Origin of the sequence: Streptomyces liliiviolaceus (assembly GCF_018070025.1) — a bacterium.
In the GTDB taxonomy this organism is placed as follows: domain Bacteria; phylum Actinomycetota; class Actinomycetes; order Streptomycetales; family Streptomycetaceae; genus Streptomyces; species Streptomyces liliiviolaceus.
This window is the reverse complement of record NZ_JAGPYQ010000001.1, coordinates 6,760,092-6,782,966: the sequence shown is the minus strand read 5'-3', so window position 1 is coordinate 6,782,966 and position 22,875 is coordinate 6,760,092. Positions and strand designations below refer to the sequence as shown.

17 protein-coding genes are annotated in these 22,875 nt (G+C 71.2%); 7 read left to right on the top strand and 10 right to left on the bottom strand.

All coding sequences use genetic code 11. From position 1 onward, the window contains the following. Positions 1–253: 253 nt before the first annotated feature. On the top strand, positions 254–1,552 hold the full coding sequence (locus tag J8N05_RS29095; protein WP_210888019.1) for a lipase family protein: 1,299 nt from the start codon (positions 254–256) through the stop codon (positions 1,550–1,552). Positions 1,553–1,594: 42 nt separating this feature from the next. Here J8N05_RS29095 and J8N05_RS29090 read toward each other — a convergent pair whose 3' ends face one another. The 7 genes from J8N05_RS29090 to tkt are packed head-to-tail and all read right to left on the bottom strand — an operon-like array spanning position 1,595 to position 10,788. After that, positions 1,595–2,182, bottom strand: coding sequence for a histidine phosphatase family protein (locus J8N05_RS29090; RefSeq protein WP_210888016.1), 588 nt, complete (start codon positions 2,180–2,182; stop codon positions 1,595–1,597). Between the two features lie 5 nt (positions 2,183–2,187). Next, entirely contained in the window at positions 2,188–3,066 is an 879-nt protein-coding gene (gene gnd / locus J8N05_RS29085) for a phosphogluconate dehydrogenase (NAD(+)-dependent, decarboxylating) (RefSeq protein WP_210890471.1), read from the bottom strand. A gap of 15 nt (positions 3,067–3,081) precedes the next feature. Further along, a complete protein-coding gene (gene pgi, locus J8N05_RS29080) occupies positions 3,082–4,731 on the bottom strand; it encodes a glucose-6-phosphate isomerase (protein ID WP_210888015.1) in 1,650 nt (549 codons plus the stop codon). Then, positions 4,724–5,656 (bottom strand): glucose-6-phosphate dehydrogenase assembly protein OpcA, encoded by a 933-nt coding sequence (gene opcA / locus J8N05_RS29075; protein ID WP_210888012.1) that lies wholly within the window; start codon positions 5,654–5,656, stop codon positions 4,724–4,726. The genes pgi and opcA overlap by 8 nt, the downstream gene beginning before the upstream one ends. After that, the gene (gene zwf / locus J8N05_RS29070; RefSeq protein WP_247706544.1) at positions 5,653–7,539 is read right to left on the bottom strand and encodes a glucose-6-phosphate dehydrogenase; all 1,887 of its coding nucleotides are present in this window, start codon (positions 7,537–7,539) and stop codon (positions 5,653–5,655) included. The genes opcA and zwf overlap by 4 nt, the downstream gene beginning before the upstream one ends. Continuing rightward, entirely contained in the window at positions 7,536–8,681 is a 1,146-nt protein-coding gene (tal, locus tag J8N05_RS29065) for a transaldolase (RefSeq protein ID WP_210888009.1), read from the bottom strand. Before tal ends, zwf begins: the two co-directional genes overlap by 4 nt. 19 nt (positions 8,682–8,700) lie before the next feature. After that, positions 8,701–10,788: a transketolase gene (gene tkt, locus J8N05_RS29060; RefSeq protein ID WP_210888006.1), complete on the bottom strand. Its 2,088-nt coding sequence runs from the start codon at positions 10,786–10,788 to the stop codon at positions 8,701–8,703. A gap of 146 nt (positions 10,789–10,934) precedes the next feature. Here tkt and J8N05_RS29055 point away from each other — a divergent pair, with 146 nt between their 5' ends. After that, positions 10,935–11,915, top strand: coding sequence for a helix-turn-helix domain-containing protein (locus J8N05_RS29055; protein ID WP_210888003.1), 981 nt, complete (start codon positions 10,935–10,937; stop codon positions 11,913–11,915). Positions 11,916–12,002: 87 nt separating this feature from the next. Here J8N05_RS29055 and J8N05_RS29050 read toward each other — a convergent pair whose 3' ends face one another. After that, positions 12,003–13,385 carry a glycoside hydrolase family 16 protein gene (locus J8N05_RS29050; protein ID WP_210888000.1) on the bottom strand — a complete coding sequence of 461 codons (1,383 nt, stop codon included), beginning with the start codon at positions 13,383–13,385 and terminating at the stop codon, positions 12,003–12,005. Positions 13,386–13,568: 183 nt separating this feature from the next. Then, positions 13,569–14,843, bottom strand: a complete 1,275-nt coding sequence (locus J8N05_RS29045; protein ID WP_210887997.1) for a L,D-transpeptidase — start codon at positions 14,841–14,843, stop codon at positions 13,569–13,571. Between the two features lie 358 nt (positions 14,844–15,201). On the opposite strand from J8N05_RS29045, the gene J8N05_RS29040 reads away from it, so the two are divergent. Then, positions 15,202–15,867: a response regulator transcription factor gene (locus J8N05_RS29040; protein ID WP_282108173.1), complete on the top strand. Its 666-nt coding sequence runs from the start codon at positions 15,202–15,204 to the stop codon at positions 15,865–15,867. Positions 15,868–15,896: 29 nt separating this feature from the next. Then, the gene (locus J8N05_RS29035; protein WP_210887991.1) at positions 15,897–17,120 is read left to right on the top strand and encodes a sensor histidine kinase; all 1,224 of its coding nucleotides are present in this window, start codon (positions 15,897–15,899) and stop codon (positions 17,118–17,120) included. Here the strand turns inward: J8N05_RS29035 and J8N05_RS29030 are convergent. Next, positions 17,101–18,720, bottom strand: coding sequence for an aromatic amino acid ammonia-lyase (locus J8N05_RS29030; RefSeq protein WP_210887988.1), 1,620 nt, complete (start codon positions 18,718–18,720; stop codon positions 17,101–17,103). The genes J8N05_RS29035 and J8N05_RS29030 overlap by 20 nt on opposite strands. A gap of 62 nt (positions 18,721–18,782) precedes the next feature. Here J8N05_RS29030 and J8N05_RS29025 point away from each other — a divergent pair, with 62 nt between their 5' ends. The 3 genes from J8N05_RS29025 to J8N05_RS29015 are packed head-to-tail and all read left to right on the top strand — an operon-like array spanning position 18,783 to position 22,857. Further along, on the top strand, positions 18,783–20,393 hold the full coding sequence (locus J8N05_RS29025; RefSeq protein WP_210887985.1) for an NAD(P)-binding domain-containing protein: 1,611 nt from the start codon (positions 18,783–18,785) through the stop codon (positions 20,391–20,393). Next, positions 20,390–21,460, top strand: coding sequence for an alpha-hydroxy acid oxidase (locus J8N05_RS29020; RefSeq protein WP_210887980.1), 1,071 nt, complete (start codon positions 20,390–20,392; stop codon positions 21,458–21,460). Before J8N05_RS29025 ends, J8N05_RS29020 begins: the two co-directional genes overlap by 4 nt. Then, positions 21,457–22,857: a cytochrome P450 gene (locus J8N05_RS29015; RefSeq protein WP_210887977.1), complete on the top strand. Its 1,401-nt coding sequence runs from the start codon at positions 21,457–21,459 to the stop codon at positions 22,855–22,857. The genes J8N05_RS29020 and J8N05_RS29015 overlap by 4 nt, the downstream gene beginning before the upstream one ends. Positions 22,858–22,875 lie beyond the last annotated feature (18 nt).

The following is a 22,875-nucleotide window of genomic DNA, read 5'->3' as shown; positions in this document are numbered from 1 at the left end:
CGCCCCAGCCTTTGCCCCTGAAGGGGCGCGAGGAACTGCGCGCTCAGGCTCCACCGGCCCGCAGATGAAGTCCGGGCCCAGGCCCCACCCCCTAGGGGCGCGAGGAACTGCGCGGGCCACCCTCACCCGGCCGCAGGTGGAGTTGAAGGCCAGGCCTCACCCCCCAAGGGGTGCGAGCACCCCCGGCCCGCAGCCATATTGACGGGCCACGGCAACGGTGGTGTGCTCGGCGGACGGTGAGGGGAGGGCGCGTATGCCCAACGACCGTCACGCCAAAGGCCCGCGCTTCGCCGAACTGCGCCCCCTCAAACCCACCCCCGACCAGCCCGGCTTCCCGGTCTACCCGGACCTCGTGGAACGGCTGGCGGAGGACAAGGACCACCCCGACCCCGACGGAGTCGTCCCGCACACCATGGCGACCTGCGCCGCCTACGCGTACGCCGGATTCGCCCAGCGCGCGGACCCCGCCACCGTCGCCATGATCATGACGCGCCTCGGCCTGGAGGAGAACGACTGCCAGGTGTTCGAGCAGCGCGTGGACGCCATGCACATCGCGTCGGCCGCGTACCTGATCCAGGACCGCGACCGCAGGATCGCCGTCCTGTGCTACCGCGGCACCCAGCCCGAGGATGTCATCAGCATCCTCACGGACGCGGACGTCCGGCCCGAGACGCTCGACGTCGAGCTGGACGGCCGGCGCCACGAGGTCCACGCCGGCTTCTACCGGAACGTCCGCGCCACCCGCTACCTGGTCATCGAGGCCCTGGACCGCGCCCTGCGCGGCGAGTCCGTGGTCCCGGGCGAGACGGGCACCCGCGGCCACGGCCTGGAGGCGCTCTACATCACCGGCCACAGCCTCGGCGGTGCGATGGCCGCGCTGATGGGGGTGATGCTCACGATGGAGCCCCGCTACCGCCGCATCGCCGACAAGCTGAGGGCCGTCTACACCTTCGGGCAGCCCATGGTCGGCGGACCCGACTTCGCACGGGCCTGCGAGGAGGCCGCCGGTCCGTACGGCACCCGGCCCCTGCGTGAGCGGATGCTCCGTTACATCTTCGACCGTGACGTCGTACCGGCCCTGCCGCCCCGTCCGGTCGGACCGTACGCGCCGTTCGGCCGGGAGTTCCACTACCGCAGGTCGCGCGGGTTGATGGACACGGCCCTGGCCTTCGCCGCGGACTCGGCGCTGGAGGCGGTGACCCTGCCGGGCGAACTGCTGCGGACCCTGATCAGCAACCCGCTTCGGCAACCAGCGGCCCGCGCGGGGGAGTTGACGGTTCGTACCGCCGAATCGCTCCGGCGCTCCGTGCGACCCCTGCTGCGGGTACGGAGCGAGGGCTGGCAGGAGAGCGCCGAACCGGGCCTGCACTACCCGCAGATGGACTCCCTCGCCGGGCTGGCCGTGGTGGCGCCGCTGGCGTTCCTGGCCACCCGGCTGGCACTGACCCGGACGATCCCGTTCAAGTACTCCTTCGACGACCACGGCCCGGGCCACTACGTCAACGCCCTCGCTCCACCAGGGGTGTTGAGCGAGTTCGGAGACGTCCTGTAGCCCGGGCCGGGGTGCCCAGCGATCGCGATCCGGGGAAACCGCCTACGGCTTGGCGTTCCACTCCGCGAGGACGGGCCGGCCGTGCTCCAGCGAGAGCCGGCTCACCGTGGCCGTGTCCAGCCGGAACAGCCGCCCGTCAGAAGCGGGCAGTCCGAGCCGGCGCGCGGTCAGGACGCGCAGGAAGTGCGAGTGGGCCACCAGGACCACATCACCCTCGTCGAGCGCCTTCGCCGCGTGGGCGAGCACCCGGTCGGCCCGCTCGCCCACCTCGACGGGCGACTCGCCGGTGTGCCCGTCCGGGCCGGGCGGCACCCCGTCGTTCCACAGGTACCAGTCGGGACGGGTCTTGTGGATGTCGACGGTCTTGATGCCCTCGTACGCCCCGTAGTTCCACTCGTGCAGATCGGGGTCGACGACGGCCCCGGTCAGTCCCGCCAGCTCCGCGGTCCGTATCGCGCGCTGGAGCGGACTGGTGAGCACGAGGGCGCAGGACCGCCCGGCGAAGAGCGGGACGAGGGACTTCGCCTGTTCCTCGCCGTGGGGGGTGAGGGGCAGGTCGGTCCAGCTGGTGTGCTGTCCTGACCTGCTCCACTCGGTCTCGCCGTGTCTGACGAGGAGAAGGTCGCCCATGACTCCTACTTCGCGGACTCGACGGCGTGGCCGCCGAACTGGTTGCGCAGTGCCGCGATCATCTTCATCTGCGGCGAGTCGTCCTGCCGGGACGCGAAGCGGGCGAACAGCGACGCGGTGATCGCGGGCAGCGGTACCGCGTTGTCGATGGCCGCCTCGACGGTCCAGCGGCCCTCGCCGGAGTCCTGCGCGAAGCCGCGCAGCCGCTCCAGGTGCTCGTCCTCGTCCAGCGCGTTGACCGCCAGGTCCAGCAGCCAGGAACGGATGACCGTGCCCTCCTGCCAGGACCGGAAGACCTCGCGCACATCGGTGACCGAGTCGACGGCCTGGAGGAGTTCCCAGCCCTCGGCGTAGGCCTGCATCATGGCGTACTCGATGCCGTTGTGGACCATCTTGGAGAAGTGCCCGGCGCCGACCTTGCCCGCGTGCACGAACCCGGCGTCGCCCTCGGGCTTGAGGGCGTCGAAGACCGGCTGGACCTTGGCGATGTGCTCGGCGTCGCCGCCGACCATCAGCGCGTAGCCGTTCTGCAGGCCCCAGACACCGCCCGAGACGCCGGCGTCGACGAAGCCGATGCCCTTGGCCGCCAGCTCCTCGGAGTGCTTCTCGTCGTCCGTCCAGCGCGAGTTGCCGCCGTCCACGACCACGTCACCGGGTTCAAGGAGGTCCCCGAGTTCGTCGATGACGCCCTGGGTCGCGGCACCGGCGGGAACCATCACCCACACCACGCGCGGGCCTTCGAGCTTGCCCACCAGTTCGGCCAGGCTGCTCACGTCGGCGAGCTCCGGGTTGCGGTCGTAGCCGATGACGGTGTGGCCCGCGCGGCGGATGCGCTCGCGCATGTTGCCGCCCATCTTGCCGAGCCCGATGAGACCGAGCTGCATCGCAGTCATGTCAGTTCACTTCTTCCGGAGAGTGCGGTACGTGGCCACGAGGGCGCTGGTGGAGGAGTCGAGGCCGGGGACGGCGGCGCCCTCGGTGAGGGCGGGTTCGACGCGCTTGGCGAGGACCTTGCCGAGCTCGACGCCCCACTGGTCGAAGGAGTCGATGTGCCAGATGGCGCCCTGCACGAACACCTTGTGCTCGTAGAGGGCGATGAGCTGGCCGAGGACCGAGGGGGTCAGTTCGCGCGCGAGGACCGTGGTCGTCGGGTGGTTGCCCCTGAACGTCTTGTGCGCCACCAGTTCCTCGGCGACGCCCTCCGCCCGCACCTCCTCCGGCGTCTTGCCGAAGGCGAGCGCCTGGCCCTGGGCGAAGAGGTTCGCCATCAACAGGTCGTGCTGGGCCGCGAGTTCGCCGCCGAGTTCGGCGACCGGGTTGACGAAGCCGATCAGGTCGGCCGGGATCGTCTTCGTGCCCTGGTGGATCAACTGGTAGTACGCGTGCTGCCCGTTGGTGCCGGGCGTGCCCCAGACGACCGGGCCCGTCTGCCACTCCACGGGGTGCCCGTCGCGGTCCACGGACTTGCCGTTGGACTCCATGTCGAGCTGCTGCAGGTACGCCGTGAACTTGGACAGGTAGTGCGAGTACGGCAGCACCGCGTGCGACTGCGCGTCGAAGAAGTTGCCGTACCAGACGCCCAACAGGCCGAGCAGCAAGGGGGCGTTGGACTCGGCGGGGGCCGTGCGGAAGTGCTCGTCGACGAGGTGGAAGCCGTCGAGCAGTTCCCGGAAGCGGTCCGGGCCGATCGCGATCATCAGGGACAGGCCGATGGCGGAGTCGAACGAGTACCGTCCGCCGACCCAGTCCCAGAACTCGAACATGTTCGCGGTGTCGATGCCGAAGTCGGCGACCTTCTCCGCGTTCGTCGACAGCGCCACGAAGTGCTTGGCCACGGCGGCCGGTTCACCGCCGAGTCCGGCGAGCAACCAGGACCGCGCCGAGGTCGCGTTGGTGATCGTCTCGATGGTGGTGAAGGTCTTCGAGGCGACGATGAACAGCGTCTCGGCCGGGTCGAGGTCGCGGACGGCCTCGTGCAGGTCGGCCCCGTCGACGTTCGACACGAACCGGACCGTCAGATCCCGGTCGGTGAAGGCGCGCAGCGCGTCGTACGCCATCGCCGGGCCCAGGTCGGAGCCGCCGATGCCGATGTTGACGACAGTGCGGATGCGGCTGCCGGTGTGGCCGGTCCACTTGCCGGAGCGGACCTGGTCGGCGAAGCCGGCCATCCGGTCGAGCACGGCGTGCACCTTCGGCACGACGTTCTCGCCGTCGACCTCCACGACCGCGTCGCGCGGGGCGCGCAGCGCGGTGTGCAGGACCGCCCGGTCCTCCGTCGTGTTGATCCGCTCGCCCCTGAACATCGCGTCCCGCAGGCCGAACACATCGGTGGCGGTGGCGAGTTCCTGGAGCAGCGCGAGCGTCTCGTCGGTGATCAGGTGCTTCGAGTAGTCGATGTGCAGATCGCCCACGCGCACGGTGTAGCGCTCGGCGCGCTCCGGGTCCGTCGCGAACAGCTCACGCAGATGCGCGTGCAGGAACGGCCCGGCCCGGTGGTCCTCCAGAGCGGTCCACTCCGGGCGGCGGGTGAGCTTCGGTGAGTCAGACACGGCTCTCCCTCTGGGCGTCGTCCCCGCGCAGGGCGACGGCGTACATCTCGTCCGCGTCGAGCCGCCGCAGTTCCTCGGCGATCAGCTCGGACGTGCTGCGGACCTTCAGTGCGAGGGTGCGCGAGGGCTGGCCCGGCAGGGACAGCGTCGCGAGCGGGCCCTCGGGGCGGTCGATGACGATCTCGCCGTTCTCGGTGCCGAGCTTCACGGCGGTGACCACGGGCCCCGCGGTGACGACCCGGTCGACCGTGACCTGGAGACGGGCCTCCAGCCAGCGCGCGAGCAGTTCGGCGCTCGGGTTCTCGGCCTCGCTCTCGACGGCGGCCGAGACGATCTTCGTGCGGGCCTGGTCGAGAGCGGCGGCGAGCATGGAACGCCACGGCGTCAGCCGGGTCCAGGCGAGGTCCGTGTCGCCCGGCGCGTACGCGGCGGCACGCGCCTCCAGGGCGTCCAGCGGGGTCTCCACGGCGTACATGTCGGTGATCCGGCGCTGCGCGAGGGCGCCCAGCGGGTCCTTGACCGGGATCTTCGGCGCGTCCACCGGCCACCAGACGACGACGGGCGCGTCCGGGAGCAGCAGGGGCAGGACCACCGAGTCGGCGTGGTCGGACACCTCGCCGTACATGCGCAGGATGACCGTCTCGCCGGTGCCGGCGTCCGCGCCGACCCGTACCTCGGCGTCGAGATGGGAGTTCGTGCGGTCGCGCGGGGTGCGGGCGTGCCGCTTGATGACGACCAGGGTGCGCGAGGGGTGCTCGTGCGAGGCCTCCTCGGCCGCCTTGATCGAGTCGTAGGCGTTCTCCTCGTCCGTCACGATGACCATCGTCAGGACCATGCCCACGGCTGGCGTGCCGATGGCGCGGCGACCCTGCACGAGGGCCTTGTTGATCTTGCTTGCCGTGGTGTCGGTCAGGTCGATCTTCATGGCCTGCGCCAGCTCCGTCCGTCTCGTGCGAGCATCTCGTCGGCTTCCCCGGGACCCCAGGTGCCCGAGGCGTACTGCGCGGGTTTGCCGTGCGTGTCCCAGTAGCCCTCGATCGGGTCGAGGATCTTCCAGGACTCTTCCACCTCCTGGTGGCGGGGGAAGAGGTTGGCGTCTCCGAGCAGTACATCCAGGATCAGGCGTTCGTACGCCTCCGGGCTGGACTCCGTGAACGACTCGCCGTACGCGAAGTCCATCGACACGTCCCGGATCTCCATCGACGTACCCGGCACCTTCGATCCGAAGCGCACCGTCATGCCCTCGTCCGGCTGGACGCGGATGACGATCGCGTTGGCACCCAGTTCCTCGGTGGCGGTGGAGTCGAAGGGGGAGTGCGGGGCGCGCTGGAAGACGACCGCGATCTCGGTGACGCGCCGGCCCAGCCGCTTGCCGGTGCGCAGGTAGAAGGGGACGCCCGCCCAGCGGCGGTTGTCGACCTCCAGCTTGACGGCCGCGTACGTGTCGGTCGTCGACCCGGGATCGATGCCGTCCTCGTCGAGGTAGCCGCGCACCTTCTCGCCGCCCTGCCAGCCCGCCGCGTACTGGCCGCGGACCGTGTGCTCGCCCAGGTTCTCCGGCAGCTTCACGGACTTGAGGACCTTGAGCTTCTCGGTGAGCAGCGAGTCGGCGTCGAAGGCGATGGGCTCCTCCATCGCGGTGAGCGCCATCAGCTGGAGGAGGTGGTTCTGGATGACGTCACGGGCGGACCCGATGCCGTCGTAGTAGCCCGCACGGCCTCCGATGCCGATGTCCTCGGCCATCGTGATCTGTACGTGGTCCACGTACGACCGGTTCCAGATGGGCTCGTACATCTGATTGGCGAAGCGGAGCGCCAGGATGTTCTGGACGGTCTCCTTGCCGAGGTAGTGGTCGATCCGGAACACCTGCTCCGGGTCGAACACCTCGTGCACCACGCGGTTCAGCTCGCGCGCGCTCTTCAGGTCACGGCCGAACGGCTTCTCGATCACCCCGCGCCGCCAGGAGCCCGCGGGCGCCTCGGCCAGGCCGTGCTTCTTGAGCTGCTTGACGACCTTGGGGAAGAACTTCGGCGGTACGGAGAGGTAGAAGGCGTAGTTGCCGCTCGTACCCCGGGACTTGTCCAACTCGTCGACGGCGGCACGCAGTTGCTCGAACGCCTGGTCGTCGTCGAAGTCGCCCGGGATGAACCGCATGCCCTCGGCGAGCTGCTGCCAGACCTCCTCGCGGAACTCGGTGCGCGCGTGGTCGCGGACCGAGTCGTGCACGATCTGGGCGAAGTCCTCGTCCTCCCAGTCGCGCCGCGCGAAGCCGACGAGCGAGAAGCCCGGCGGCAGCAGGCCGCGGTTGGCCAGATCGTAGACGGCCGGCATGAGCTTCTTGCGCGACAGGTCGCCGGTCACCCCGAAGATGACGAGACCGGAGGGCCCGGCGATCTTCGGCAGTCGGCGGTCCTGGGGGTCACGGAGGGGATTGACCCACCCGTCGCCCTGCTCCAGCACCTCGGCGAGCGACCGCGGCGCGAGATCGGCGGCGGCCGGGTCGGCGGCCACGGCGGTGGCAGCGACGGCCTTCGCACGACGCGGCGCGGCCTTCTTGGCACCGGCGGTCTTCGCGGCTGCCGCGGTCTTCTTGGTGCCCGAGGCCTTCGTGGCACCCGCAGTCTTCTTGGCGCCAGCGGTCTTCGCGGCGCCGGCGGTCTTGGTGGCGCCTGCGCTCTCCTTGGCGCCCGCGGCCTTCTTCGTGGTCGCGGCCCGCTTGGCCTTGGCCGTCGGGGCGGCGGAGGCGGACGCGCCCGGTGCCGTACCGGCCGTCTCCGACGCGGCTCCCTCGGGAGGGTTCTTGCTCATTCGCCGTCAACTCCCTTGCTGTTCAGCGAGACCGTGACCGCGTCCAGCAGCTCGTCCCAGGCCACCGCGAACTTCGCGACGCCCTCGGTCTCCAGCTGTCCGACGACCTCGTCGTACGAGATGCCCTGCTTCTCGACGGCGTCCAGGTCCGCGCGGGCCTGGGCGTAACCGCCGCTCACCGTGTCGCCGCGGATCTCGCCGTGGTCGGCGGTGGCGTTCAGCGTGCCCTCGGGCATCGTGTTGACCGTGCCGGGCGCGACCAGCTCGTCGACGTACAGCGTGTCCTTGTAGGACGGGTCCTTGACGCCGGTCGAGGCCCACAGCGGACGCTGCTTGTTGGCGCGGGCGCCACCGAGCGCGTTCCAGCGCTCACCGTCGAAGACCTGCTCGTACGCCTCGTACGCGAGCCGTGCGTTGGCGAGCGCCGCCTTGCCCTTGAGCGCGAGGGCCTCGTCCGTGCCCACCTGCGTCAGCCGCTTGTCGATCTCGCTGTCGACGCGGGAGACGAAGAAGGAGGCCACGGAGTGGATGGTGGCGAGGTCCAGGCCCTTGGCCTGCGCCTTCTCCAGGCCGGCCAGGTAGGCGTCCATGACCTCGCGGTAGCGCTCCAGCGAGAAGATCAGCGTGACGTTGACGCTGATCCCGAGGCCGATGACCTCGGTGATCGCGGGCAGTCCGGCCGTGGTCGCCGGGATCTTGATCATGACGTTCGGGCGGTCGACCAGCCAGAAGAGCTGCTTGGCCTCGGCGACCGTCGCCTTCGTGTCGTGGGCGAGGCGCGGGTCGACCTCGATGGAGACCCGGCCGTCCCGGCCGCCGGTCGCGTCGTGGACGGGCCGCAGTATGTCGGCGGCGGCGCGGACGTCGGCGGTCGTCATCATCCGTACGGCCTCGTCGACCGTGACGCGGCGCGCGGCGAGGTCGGCGAGCTGCTCCTCGTAGCCCTCGCCGGAGCCGATCGCGGCCTGGAAGATGGAGGGGTTGGTGGTGACGCCGACGACGTGCCGCGTCTCGACGAGTTCGGCGAGATTGCCCGATGTGATGCGCTTGCGGGACAGGTCGTCGAGCCAGATGGAGACGCCTTCGCCGGAAAGGGCCCTGAGGGGTTCAGCGGTGGTGATGGTCTGGGTCACAGTGATCATCTTCCTTCGTGCAGTGGGATCAACCGCGGGCGGCGGCGACGGATTCCCGCGCGGACGCGGCGACGTTCTCGGCGGTGAAGCCGTACTCGGCGAACAGGACCTTGGCGTCGGCGGAGGCGCCGAAGTGCTCCAGGGAGACGATGCGTCCGGCGTCACCGACGTACCGGTACCAGGTGAGACCGATGCCCGCCTCGACCGCCACACGGGCCTTCACGGCTGTCGGCAGGACACTCTCCCGGTACTCGGCGGACTGCTCCTCGAACCACTCCACGGACGGCATCGACACCACGCGGGTGCCCACTCCCTCGGCTTCCAGCTGCTCGCGTGCCGCCACGGCGAGCTGCACCTCGGAGCCGGTCGCGATGAGGATCGCGTCGGGCACCTCGGTGGAGGAGTCGCGCAGAACGTAGCCGCCCCTGGCCGCGTCGGTGTTGGCCTCGTAGGTCGGTACACCCTGACGGGTGAGGGCCAGGCCGTGCGGGGCCGGGTTCACCGCGTGCCGCCGGGTGATCTCGGCCCAGGCGATCGCGGTCTCGTTGGCGTCGGCCGGGCGCACGATGTTCAGCCCGGGGATGGCGCGCAGCGAGGCCAGGTGCTCGACCGGCTGGTGGGTCGGGCCGTCCTCGCCGAGACCGATGGAGTCGTGCGTCCACACGTAGGTGACGGGGAGCTGCATCAGGGCGGACAGGCGGACGGCGTTGCGCATGTAGTCGGAGAACACCAGGAAGGTGCCGCCGTAGATACGGGTGTTGCCGTGCAGCGCGATGCCGTTCATCTCCGCCGCCATGGAGTGCTCGCGGATACCGAAGTGGATCGTGCGGCCGTACGGGTCGGCCTCGGGGAGCGGGTTGCCCGCCGGGAGGAACGACGACGTCTTGTCGATGGTGGTGTTGTTGGAGCCCGCGAGGTCGGCGGAGCCGCCCCACAGTTCGGGCAGCACACCGCCGAGGGCCTGGAGGACCTTGCCGGAGGCCGCGCGGGTCGCCACGGACGTGCCGGTCTCGAACACCGGGAGCGCGTTCTCCCAGCCCTCGGGCAGCTGGCCGGCCACGATCCGGTCGAAGAGCTTCGCCTGCTCGGGCCGCGCGGTGCGCCACTCGGCGAGCTGCTTGTTCCAGGCGGCGTGGGCCTCGGCGCCGCGGTCGAGGGCGCGACGGGCGTGGTCCAGGACCTCGTCCGACACCTCGAAGGACCGCTCGGGGTCGAAGCCCAGGAGGCGCTTGGTGGCCGCGATCTCCTCCGCGCCGAGCGCCGAGCCGTGCGAGGCCTCGGTGTTCCGCGCGTTCGGGGCGGGCCAGGCGATGATCGTGCGCATCGCGATGATCGAGGGCCGCCCGGTCTCGTTCCTGGCGGCGGTCAGGGCCTCGTACAGCGCGGGTACGTCGATGTCGCCGGCCGAGTCGCCGTCCGTCGAGGGCTCGACGCGCTGGACGTGCCAGCCGTAGGCCTCGTACCGCTTCAGCACGTCCTCGGAGAAGGCCGTGGCGGTGTCGCCCTCGATCGAGATGTGGTTGTCGTCGTAGAGGAAGACGAGGTTGCCGAGCTTCTGGTGGCCGGCGAGGGAGGACGCCTCGGCGGAGATGCCCTCCTCCAGGTCGCCGTCGGAGACGATGCCCCAGACGGTGTGGTCGAAGGGGGACTCGCCCTCGGGGGCGTCCGGGTCGAAGAGGCCGCGCTCGTAGCGGGCGGCCATCGCCATGCCCACCGCGTTGGCCACGCCCTGGCCCAGCGGGCCCGTGGTGGTCTCAACCCCGGCCGTGTGGCCGTACTCGGGGTGTCCCGGCGTCTTCGAGCCATGGGTGCGGAACGCCTTCAGGTCGTCCAGCTCCAGCTCGTAGCCGGAGAGGAAGAGCTGGGTGTAGAGCGTCAGCGAGGTGTGGCCGGGGGAGAGGACGAAGCGGTCGCGGCCGGTCCACTCCGGGTCGGCGGGGTCGTGACGCATCACCTTCTGAAAGAGGGTGTACGCGGCCGGGGCCAGACTCATCGCGGTGCCGGGGTGGCCGTTGCCGACCTTCTGCACGGCGTCCGCCGCAAGCAGCCTGGCAGTGTCGACGGCTCGGCGGTCCAGGTCGGTCCACTCCAAGCTGTCAGGTGTCTGCGCGCTCATCTTCAACAAATCCTCACCGGAAGCCCGATAACTGCTCTGATGCCTTCAACCTTAAAAGTCAGACTTTTTCTGGGGAAGGTACCCCTGTGTCAGCCTTTGGTGAAAGTGGGACAACGATCGCGGGACCGAGCCGGTAAGAGAAGGACATGGCGGACACAAACACCCAATTCGAGGACGGATTCAAGGGCGGACACGAAGACGGGTACGAGGGCGGGTACGAAGTCGGGCACGAGGATGGACGTGAGAGCGGACATGACGGCGGCCGGACCGGGATCAAGACCTTTCCCTTCCCCGTCGACCTCAGCGTCCTCGGCGTAGGCATGCAGGTGGGCCCGATGGAAGCAGGCCGCAGCTGGCATTCGGGTGAACAGATCGAGCGCGTCCACCGCATCGACTTCCACGTGGTCCTGTTCTTCCGGGGCGGCCCCGTCCGCCACATGATCGACTTCGACGAGTACGAGGCCGGGGACGGCGAGATCCTGTGGATCCGGCCCGGTCAGGTGCACCGCTTCTCCTCGGCGGCGGACTACCGCGGCACCGCCCTGATCATGCAGCCGGGCTTCCTGCCCCGCGCCACCGTCGAGGCGACCGGCCTCTACCGCTACGACCTGCCCCCGCTGCTGCGCCCCGACCGCGACCAGCTCACCGGACTGGAGAACTCCCTCGCCCAGCTGGAACGCGAGTACGTCGACACGCGCACCCTGCCGCTCAGCCTGCACACCGCCGTGCTGCGGCACACCCTGACCGCGTTCCTGCTGCGCCTGGCCCATCTGGCGGCCGGTGCCGCCGACGCGGCCCACGCGCGGGCGGACAGCACCTTCACCCGCTTCCGCGAGGCCGTCGAGAAGGGCTTCGTCACCAACCACAGCGTCAGCGCCTACGCCGACGCCCTCGGCTACTCCCGGCGCACCCTCGTCCGCGCGGTCCGCGCCGCCACCGGCGAGACCCCCAAGGGCTTCATCGACAAACGGGTCGTCCTGGAGGCCAAGCGCCTGCTGGCCCACACGGACATGCCGATCGGCCGCATCGGCGCCGTCGTGGGCTTCCCGGACGCGGCCAACTTCTCCAAGTTCTTCACCCAGCACACGGGCACGACACCGGTGGCGTTCCGGGCGGAGCTGCGCTGAGACGCCGGGGTCACGCGGAGACGCCGGTGGAGGGGCGGCCCGACCGGGCCGCCCCTCCACCGGTGCCTGACTGCCGTGACTACGGCCTCAGTGACCGAAGTTGAACCAGTTCACGTTCACGAAGTCCGCCGGCTGGCCGCTCGTGAAGGTCAGATAGACGTCGTGTGTGCCGGTGACGTTGCTGATGTTCGCGGGTACGGTCCGCCAGCTCTGCCAGCCACCGGTGTTGGCCAGCGCGAAGCTGCCGACGGGCGTGCTCGTACGGCTGTCGAGGCGGACCTCCACCAGACCGCTGACGGCGTTGCCCGCGCCGCTCGCGACCCGGGCGACGAACTGCTTGGCCGCCGTGGAGCCGAAGTTGACGCCCTTGTACTGCACCCAGTCGCCGTTGGCGAGCGCGCCGATGTTCTGGCCGCCGCCCGAGTCGGTGGTGGTCTCGGTGATCGTGCCGCTCTGGCCGTCGAACGACTCGGCCTGGATCGCGCTGTACGCGTCGCGGTTGCCGGTCGGCGGAGGGGTGGTGCCGCCGCCTGAGGTGAGCACCTGCACGTAGTCCACGACCATCGGGTTGCCCGGCACCGTGGCACCGTCCGGGCCACCGCCGAAGGCGTCCACGAAGCCGCCGCCCATCGCCACGTTCAGGATGATGAAGTACCCGTGGTTCGTGGCGTTCGCCCAGGTCGTCGCGTCGACCTGGTTGGCCCGTACGGTGTGGTAGTTGACGCCGTCGACGTAGAAGCGGATCTCCTCCACGCTCGTAGAGCGGTCCCACTCCAGGCCGTAGGTGTGGAAGCCCGCCTGGCAGGTCGTGCCGGGACAGGCGGTCGAGCCGCCGATGCCGGTCGTCTCGTTGCACGGGCCGCCCGGGTTGGTGCCGCAGTGCATCGTGGACCACACGGTGTTGAGGCCCTGGACGTTCTCCATGATGTCCAGCTCGCCGACGGCCGGCCAGTTCTGGTAGTTGCCGCGGTAGGGCGCGCCCAGCATCCAGAACGCCGGCCAGTACCCGCGGGCGGCCGTGCCCGTGACATTGGGCATCTGGATACGGGACTGGACGCGCAGCTTGCCCCCGGCGGGCGGCTGGAAGTCGGTGCGGTTGGTCTCGATACGGCCCGAGGTCCAGTTGCCCGAGGCGTCGCGCCGCGGGGTGATCCGGAGGTTCCCGGCCCCGTCCAGCGCCACGTTGTTGGTGCTGGACGTCATGTTCTCGATCTCGCCGGTGCCCCAGTTGGTGGGGCCGCCCGGGTAGCCGTGGCCGGTCGAGTACTGCCAGTTCGCGGTGTTGACGCCGGTGCCGGCCGTGCCGTTGAAGTCGTCGACGAAGACCTGGGTCCAGCCGCTGGGCGGCGTGGGCGCGTCGGCCTGTGCCGCCGAGGCCCCGGCCGCCGCCAGGCTCAGTACGCCGACGAGCGCGATGACCGAGCGCCGTATTCGGCCGGGTCTTGCAGGTGTGCCGGAAGTTTCCCTCATGGGTGCCTCTTAGGTACGGAGTGGGGGTGCGCGGATGCTTTTCGAGAGCTTTGAGAGCGCTCTCATCACAGCTGCGCGGCCAATGTGCTCTTCGGCACTCCGGGCGTCAAGAGGTAAAGCAGAGATTGCCCACGGCGGGCCGGGGAGTTCACTCCATGAAGAAGGGGCGGATCGGACGGGACGTCAGAAAGCGCTTCCCGCACGCCAGTTGGCCCACGACATGTTCCAGCCGTTGAGGCCGTTCGCCGGATCCACCGTGTCCTCGCCCGAGTTCTCCACCACGACCACGTCTCCGAGCATGGAGCTCTTGTAGAAGGCGTGGCCGGGCTCGGCGGTGTCGCCCCCGCCCTTGGCGTCGCGCAGCCCGATGCAGCCGTGCGTGGTGTTGCTGTCGCCGAAGACGGACGACGACGCCCAGTAGTTGCCGTGGATGAACGTGCCCGAGGTCGTCAGGCGCTGTGCGTGCGGCACGTCGCCGATGTCGTACTCGTCGCCGAGCCCGACCGTGGACGACTCCATCCGTGTCTTCTCGAACCGCTCGCTGATCACCATGATCCCGGACCAGGTGGTGTGCTCGGCGTCCCCGCCCGACACGGGGTACGTGGCGAGGGTCCGCCCGTCCCGCCGTACCGTCATCGTCTTCGCCGCCAGGTCGACCGTACTGATCTGCTCGCGGCCGATGTGGAAGGTGACGTCCTTGGACTGGGTGCCGTAGACACCGGACGCGCCCTCGACGTCCTTCAGCCGCAGGGCGAGGGTGATCTTCGTGCCCGCCGCCCAGTACTCCTCGGGCCGGAAGTCGAGCCGGGTGTCGCTGAACCAGTGCCCCACGACCTCGACCTGCGGGTCCGCGGTCACCGTGATCGCCTTCTCGACGGCGGCGCGGTCCGTCACGGCGTGCGTGAAGGTGACGGACACGGGCATGCCGACGCCGGAGGTGGACCCCGCCTCGGGGGTGAACCGCCCGACGAAGGTGTTCGCGGGCGTCCTGGTGGTGAAGGAGAGGGCCTGCTCGGTGGCGTCCTGGGTCCCGGCCCCGGCTGCGACCGCGGCCGTGACCGTGTACGCGGTGCCGGAGTACGGGTTCCGGTCGGAGGTCCACGTCGTACGGGACTCGTCGAAGGACCCGGCGAGGGCGGCGCCGTCGGAGGCCGTGACCCGCACGTGGGAGAGCGTGCCGGAGGAGGCGGTGACCTTGACCGGGCTGGTGAAGTCGGCGTTCCGGCTGCCGTCGGCGGGGGTGAGGGTGAGAGTGGGGGCCTTCGCCGTGGCGGAGGCGGAAGCGGTGGCGGTGGAGGCGGCCGTGGAGGCCGCGGGGGTGCTGCCGGAGGTCGCGTCCGAGGCGTCGGCCCGGGAGCCGCAGCCCGTGAGCACGGCGGCCGGTACGGCTGCGAGCACGGCGAGAACGCCCCGCCGGGACCATGGCTCCGGCCCGTCGGATAGGTGCGAGACGCCCACGAGATGCCTTCCTGAGGTGACCACTGGTGTGGGTGCAGCCTGCTCCTCTTGTCTGGGTTCGTGCTGTGAACGGGTGGGGTCCCGGCTGAGATTCCTGTGAGGAGCAGCCGCGCCGCTGAGCCGCTGGTTCGCTGTGGCTCCTGGGCTGCCGGGCGCGGGTCGGTGAACGCTTGCGCAGCGGGTGTGAACAGAAAACGGATCCTTTCTCCCGAGCGCCTTCCGAGGGGCCACGCGCTAGCTTGATCGTGCCGATCGAATCCTCGTTCGGCCGCGCCTTCCCGTACACGGAACTCGCGTGTCACGCAGAGGCGTTGACGGGCACCGGGGCGAGGGGAATGGGACGGTGGCGCAAGAGCGTGTGCAAGACCCTTGGCGGCTGCTCCTGGTCGAGGACGACCAGGAGTTGGGCACGATGCTCTCCGAGGTGTTGCGGGACGAGGGATACGCGGTCGACGTGGCGACGGACGGTCAGCGCGGCCTGCACCTCGGCCTCGCCCGGCAGTACGACGTGCTCGTCGTCGACCGGCGCCTGCCCGTGCTCGACGGCCTCGACCTGCTGGGCCGGCTGCGCTCTCGCGCGGTCCGTACACCGGTCATGCTGCTGACCGCGATGGGCACGGTCCACGACCGGGTCGACGGCCTGGACGCGGGTGCCGACGACTACCTGGTCAAGCCCTTCGAGCTGGACGAGTTCAGCGCCCGATTACGGGCTCTGTGCCGCCGGGCACTCGATGTGGCCGACGTGCTGAGGATCGGCTCGGGGCACCTGCACGTCAGCCGGCGCGAGGTGGAACTGGCCGACGGCGAGCGGATCGCCCTCGCCGCGCGGGAGTTCGAACTGCTGTGGGTGCTGGCCTCCCGCCCCGCAACCGTGTACTCGCGGGCGGAGCTGCGCCGGGCCGTCTTCCACGAGACGCCCGCGACCTCCATCGTCGACACCTACGTCTACTACCTGCGCCGCAAACTCGGCCGGCAGGTGGTGCGCACGGTCCGTGGCCTGGGCTACCGCCTGGGGGCGCTGTGAGGGCGTCGGCGTACGGGGAATGGGCGGCGGTGCGCCGGGCACGCCTGCGGATCTCGGTGATCACCGGCGCCACCATCACCCTGCTGATCACGCTCGTCGGCGGCGTGGCCCACACGGTCATGACCCACGCGCAGGACGAGCAGGTCCGGCGGGAGCTGCGCTACGGCGCGTCGCGCGGCGACCTGTCGAGCCCCCCGGTCTGCACCTGGCTGTACACACCGGGCGCGATCCCGCTCGCGAACAGCCCGGACGGCTTCCCGGTGCGCGCCGACATGGACCGGGCGCTGCGGACCCGGGAGGCCGTGGAACGCACCGTACGGCGCAACGGCACGGTCTACCTCGTGCGGACGCAGGTCAGGGCGGACGGCGAGCTGGTGCAGGCGGTGTTCGACCTGCGTTTCCAGCTCGCCGACCGGAGGTACCTGTGGTCGGCGCTGGGCGTCGCCGAGGTCGTGGGACTGCTTGCCGCGACCGCGACCGGTGCCGTCCTGGGGCGCCGGGCGGTGGCCCCGCTGGCCGACGCCCTCACCCGGCAGCGCCGGTTCGTCGCGGACGCCAGCCACGAGCTGCGCACCCCGATCACCCAGGTGTACACGCGGGCGCAGGTGCTGGCCCGGCAGGCGGTCGCCGACGATCTGCCGGCCCGGCACCGGGACGGACTGGCCCGGCTGGTCGGTTCGGTCGGCCGCCTCGGCGAGGTCCTGGACGACCTGCTGCTGTCCGCGAGCCTCGCGGCGGACCCGGCGCGGCGGTCGGAGCACCGCCATGTCGAACTGGTGACGCTGGCCCGGTCGGTGGTCGCCGAGGAGTCGGACCGCACACGCGACAGCGGCCTCACGGTGGTCGTGAACGGTCCGTCGTATCCGCTGTGCGTCGACGGCATCGAGTCCGCGCTGCGCCGCGCGGTCGGCGAGCTGCTGGTGAACGCGATCGGACACACCCCGGCGGGCGGGCGGATCGAGGTGGACCTCGCGCAGGCCGACGGGACGGTGCAGCTCACCGTCACCGACACCGGGTCCGGCTTCGATCCCGCCGAGGCGGAGCGGCTGTTCGAGAGGTTCCACCGGGGCGACGCGGGCGGACAGTACGGTCTGGGACTCGCGCTGCTGCGGGAGGTCATCGCCCATCACGGCGGCACGGTGGCCGCCACCGGCCGCCCGGGGCGTGGCGCGCGGTTCACGATCCGGCTGCCGGAGTGCGCCTCGTCGGGCGTCCCGGATCCGGCGCCCGCGGTCACGGCAGGTCGGTGGTGAGGAGCAGCCGGGCCGCGGCCCGGACGTCGGCGTCCAGCGGCCGGTCCCGCTCGACCGCCGGAACCGTTGCGACGAGGGCGTCGAGCAGTTCGCCGCACCCGGGCGCGGTGGGGCGGCGCGCCCCGACGTGCACGGCCTGGCGCAGCCCGACGGCGAGGGACCCGCACAGCAGGCCGAGCAGCTCCGCCATGTCGTAGGAGCGCAGGGCGGCCTGGGTGCCGAACGGGACGACGTCCTGGTTGTGGAGGTTGGTCGGCAGGCTCTGCATCCCGGCCGGTGTCGCCGCGCGGCGGATCTCGGCGACGAGCGAGGTGGTGGCCAGCTGCACGCCCTGCAGTCCGTGCTCCCGGCCCGGCGCCGTGGCGAGCATCGGCGGCAGCCCGCCGTTGCGCGCCGGATCCACCAGCAGGTCGAGCTGGCGCTCGGCCAGATTGCCCAGCTGGGCGGTGACGGACGCCAACAGGTCGGCGGCGAAGGCGGCGGGCTGCCCGAAGAAGTTCCCGCCGTGCACCACCTTTCCCGGCCCGGCGCCTGCTCCCGGCCGGGCGCCTTCTCCCGGCCCGGTGACCTGTCCTGCGTCCGCGCCCCTGTCCGTCCCCCTGTCCGTTCCCCCGGCCGCCCCCGTGTCCTTCCCCGTCCCCCGGTCGGCGGGGAAGAACAGCGGGTTGTCACTGACGCCGCCGAGATCCGCGGCGACCACGCCGTCGACGTACCGCAGGGCGTCCTCCGCGGCGCCGAGCAGCTGCGGGGCACAGCGGATGCTGTACGGCTCCTGAAGGGGCCGGGTCCCGGACGGTGTCACGCCGGTGAGGGTGTGCCGCATGCGGGCGCCGACGTGGACCGCGCCGGGGTGCCCGTAGGCGCGCAGCAGATCCTCGTCGAGGAAGCCGGGGTCGCAGCCGAGGAGGTCGGCCAGCAGACAGGTGAGTGTGGCCAGCGCGCGGTGAGCGGCGCGGACGCCGTCTAGGGCCAGCGCCGTGGCGGCGGTGGTGACGGAGGTGCCGTTGACCAGGGCGAGCGCGTCCCGGCCGTCGAGGGCCAGCGGGCGCAGACCTGCGGTGGTCAGGGCCTCGGCGGCCGGCATGCGGCGGCCGTCCAGATAGGCGTGTCCGCGGCCCCGCAGCGCCTGAGTGGCATAGGCGAGCGGGATCAGGTCGCCGCTCGCCCCCACCGAGCCGTAGCGCGGGACGGCGGGGGTGAACGTCGTGGCGAACAGGGCGGTGAGCCGTTCGACGACCTCGGCGGACACACCGGACAGCCCCTGCGCGAGGGACCGGGCGCGCAGCAGCAGGGCCGCGCGTACGATCGCCGGCGGCAGGTCCGGGCCCTGGCCCGCGCCGAGATGGGCCAGGGTGTTGTCGCACTGGTCGGCCTCGTCGGCACGGCCGGCATAGCCGACGAGCGCGCCGAAACCCGTGGTGGCGCCGTAGATTCGGCTGTCCCCGTCGCCGTGCAGCAGATCGCGGAAGAGCCGCCGGCTGTGGTCGATGCGCGCACGGGTCACGTCGTCGACCGTGACGGTGAGCGGCGCGGCCGCGCGGCGCAGGACCGCGGAGTCCAGCGGCCCGGTCAGCGAGACGGTGTCCAGGGTGGTGAGCACACCCGAGAAGCTAGGCGGGGAATCTCAGAGCGCTCTGAAATCCGGTGGATAGCTTCCGGGCCATGGCGCACGACTACCTGATCATCGGAGCGGGGCCCGCGGGACTACAGCTCGCCGCCTCCCTGGAGCGTGACGGTGCGGACTACGTCGTCCTGGAGCGCGGCAGCGTTCCGGGCGCGTTCTTCACACGCTTTCCCCGGCATCGCCAACTGATCTCGATCAACAAGGTGCACACCGGCTACGACGATCCCGAGCTACGGCTGCGCATGGACTGGAACTCCCTGCTGAGCGACGATCCGGAGCTGCTCTTCACCCGGTACAGCCCGCGCTATTTCCCGGCGGCCGACGACCTGGTCCGCTACTTGTCGGACTACGCGGCCCGGACCGGGGTGCGCGTGCGGTACGACACCACGGTGACGCGGATCTCCCGTGACGGCGGTGACGGCGGTGGAGACGGGCAGGATGGTGGCGACGGGGGATTCGCCGTCACCGATCACACCGGCACGGTGTGGCGCGCCAGGCGGGTCGTGGTCGCCACCGGAGTCTCCCAGCCGAACCTGCCGACCGTGCCGGGCGTCGAACTGGCCGAGCGCTACGACACGTTCGACCCGGACCCGGACTCCTTCACCGATCAGCGCGTACTGATCATCGGGCGGGGCAACTCCGCGTTCGAGACGGCCGACAGCCTGATGGAGAGCGCGGCGGTCATCCACCTCGTCGGATCGGGTTCCCTGCGGCTGGCGTGGAAGTCGCACTACGTGGGTCATCTGCGCGCGGTGAACAACAACTTCCTCGACAGCTATCAGCTCAAGTCGCAGAACGCGCTCCTCGACGGCCGGGTGCTGGAGATCCGCCGGGAGGCGGACGGCTTCTGCGTGCCGGTGTCCTTCGAGCGGGTCGACGAGGTGGTCAAGGACCTCCACTACGACCGGGTGATCGTCGCCACCGGATTCCGCTTCGACGCCTCGATCTTCGACGCCGGCTCTGTCCCCGAACTGATCGTCGACGGACGCTTCCCCGCCCTCACCCCGGTCGGGGAGTCGACCAACGTGCCCGGCCTGTACTTCGCCGGGACACTGACACAGGGCCCCGACTTCAAGAAGTCCACCACCGGCTTCATCCACGGTTTCCGCTACGCGGTCCGCGCCCTGCACCGCGTGCTGCGTACCCGCCACCACGGCGAGGCCTGGCCGGTGACGGAGCTGGGCGAGACCGCCGAGCGGGCCGCCGACGCGGTCGTCGCCCGCGTCAACCGGTCCTCGGCGCTGTGGCAGCAGTTCGCCGTCCTGGGCGACCTGCTGCTCGTCGACCCGGACGGCACCCTGCGCTACGCGGAGGAGGTACCGGTCCGCCATGTGCCCGGCGCCGTACGCGCGGGAGACTTCGGGCAGGTGGACGCCCACGCGGTGATCACCCTGGAGTACGGGGCCGACCACGACCGGGTGGACCCCTTCGACGTCACCGCGGCGCGCAAGTCGCAGCAGGACACGGGCGGTCTGGACGGCCGGTACCTGCATCCGGTCGTCCGCTGGTACCGGGCCGGTGCGTTCGTCGCCGAGCACCACATGACGGAGAACCTGGAGAACGAGTGGGACAGTGAGGAGTTCCACCGCGCGCCCCTGCTCGCGTTCCTCGCCGACCGCCTCGCCGCCGTCGCCCCGGTGACACCGTGACCCTGCGCGCGCTGCACGACGCGGCACGCAAGACGCTGGACCCCGTCCACTACGACTACGTGGCGGGCGGGGCGGACGAGGAACGCGTCCTGTCCGCCAACGAGTCGGCCTTCGACCGGTATCTGCTGCTGCCCCGGATCCTGTGCGGCAGCGAGACACGGGACACCACCGTCCGGCTGCCGGGTGCCCGGCGGGCCGCGCCGGTGTTCGTCGCGCCCACCGCCTTCCACCGGCTGATGCATCCGGACGGCGAGCGCGCCACGGCCCGTGCCGCCGCGGCCGAAGGAGCCGTCCTGGTGACGGGTACGGCCGCCACCACGGCCGTCGACGCCGTCGTCGCCGCGGCCCGCGAGGCGGCCCCGGACCCGGCGGTGTGGTTCCAGCTGTACCTGCACCCCCGCCGGGAGGTCACCGAAGCGCTCGTGCGGCGCGCCGAACAGGCGGGCTGCACGGCCCTGGTGGTCACCGTCGACTCGGCGGTGTTCGGCCGGCACACCAGGGATCTGCGCAACGGCTTCACCGATCTGCCGCCGGGCCACGCCGCGGAGAACATGCGCGATCTGCCCGGCGCCCCGCCCGGCACCCTCACGGACATCCCCATGTCGGCGGCACCGACCTGGCGGGACTTCGCCGAGCTGGCGCGCATGACAGCGCTCCCCGTACTGGTCAAGGGAATCCTGCACCCGGCGGACGCGCGGCTGGCCCTCGGGCACGGCGCGAGCGGGGTGATCGTCTCCAACCACGGGGGCCGTCAGTGCGACGCCGTCCCGGCCGCCCTGGACTGCCTGCCGGCGGTCGTCGACGCCGTCGCGGGCAGGACCCCCGTGCTGATGGACGGCGGGGTGCGCCGTGGCAGCGACATCGCCGTCGCGCTGGCACTGGGCGCGACGGCCGTCGGCGTGGGACGCCCCGTGATGTGGGGCCTGGCCGCCGAGGGAGAGGCCGGGGTCCGCGCGGTGCTGGCGACACTGCGCGACGAGTACGACCACACGCTCGCGCTGTGCGGAGGGCGCCGCAACGCCGATCTGACGAAGGACATGGTCGTCCGCAGGGGAGAGACACGGTGAGAGGCGGCACGAAGCCGGCCACGGCGGACACCTGGTGGCTGCCGCGCGGGGTGGTGGCACTGCGCGGCCGCATCTTCGAGAGGGCCAACGGCGACCGCGCGGTGACCCTGCCCAGCGCCGTCCACGGGCCGGAGGTGTTCGAACGCGTCTACGCGCACCCGGCGGCGAACGGGCGCAGCGCCGGGGCGGGCCTGTCCGATCTGTTCTGGTACTGGCTGTCCCCGGGCCCCGAGGTGCACCAGGAACACCTGGAACCCGGTGAGCGGTACGAGGACGTGGCCGCCACGACCCGGCGGATGCTGGCCGGAACCTCGGACGACCTCACGGCGGCGGCCACGCGCGCCGTCGCCCGGACCCTGGACACGGTCCCGGACGGGCGCATCAGCCTCATACGCCTGCGGGACCTGGTGATGCCCGCCTGGGCCGAGTTCTGCTACGAGCTGGTGTTCAAGGAGCCGTGCCCGCCCCGCGCCCGGGACCTGATCACCGCACACGCCGACGACGTGGTCAGCGCGCTGAAATGCACCGGGCTGCGCCATCCGAGGCGCCGGGCCCGGCTGACGGAGTACCTGAGCGCGAAAGTCGCGGCCGGCGAGGTGCCGTACCCGCTGCCGAAGACGCTGTCGGCGGCGGAGCAGGTGCACTACCTGCAAGGAACGATGTTCAACACGGCCGTCGTGCAGCTGTCGGAGGCGACCGCGCACGTCCTGCTCGCGCTGGCCCGCCACCCCGAGGTGCAGCGGCGCGTCCTGGACGACACCGAGGACGACCGGTACTTGACGCGGGTGCTCGACGAGACGATGCGGCTGTACCCGCTGTTCGGCATCGCGCACCGCATCACCACCGGCGAGATCCCGCTCGACGAGGACACCGTGCTGCCGCCCGGCACCGTGGTCTGTTTCAGCTACCCCGGCTACCACGCCACCGGCTACGACCGGCCCGACGCGTTCGACCCGGACCGCTGGGCCGCCCTCTCCGTCAAGGACGCCCACCACATCCCGTACGGCGTGGCGGCGAACCGGCCCTGCCCGGCCTGGCGGCTGTCCCCGCTGGTGCTGCGCGCCGCGGTACGGGAGGTGCTGCGCCGGTTCCGGCTGGACTCGACCGCCCCGCACACCCGGTCGATCCCGCACCGCGCCCCCTGTCTGCTCATCCCCCGTGACCTGTCTCCCCAGCCACGCCGACTCGACGCCCTGCGCCGCTATGTGCGGACGCGGAACGCGGTGGAGGACGTCACCCGCGGCGTCCGGCAACTGGTCCTGGGCACGGTCATGGTGCTGCACGCCCGCCGGCAGCGACTCGCGGGCCGCTACTTCGAAGAGCATCCGCCCGGCGGCTGCCCGGCCGACCGAGGCCGTGGTCCCGGGCCCTCGCCGCACGTCCCCGCACGTCGCTGACGACCACAGGAGCCCGCC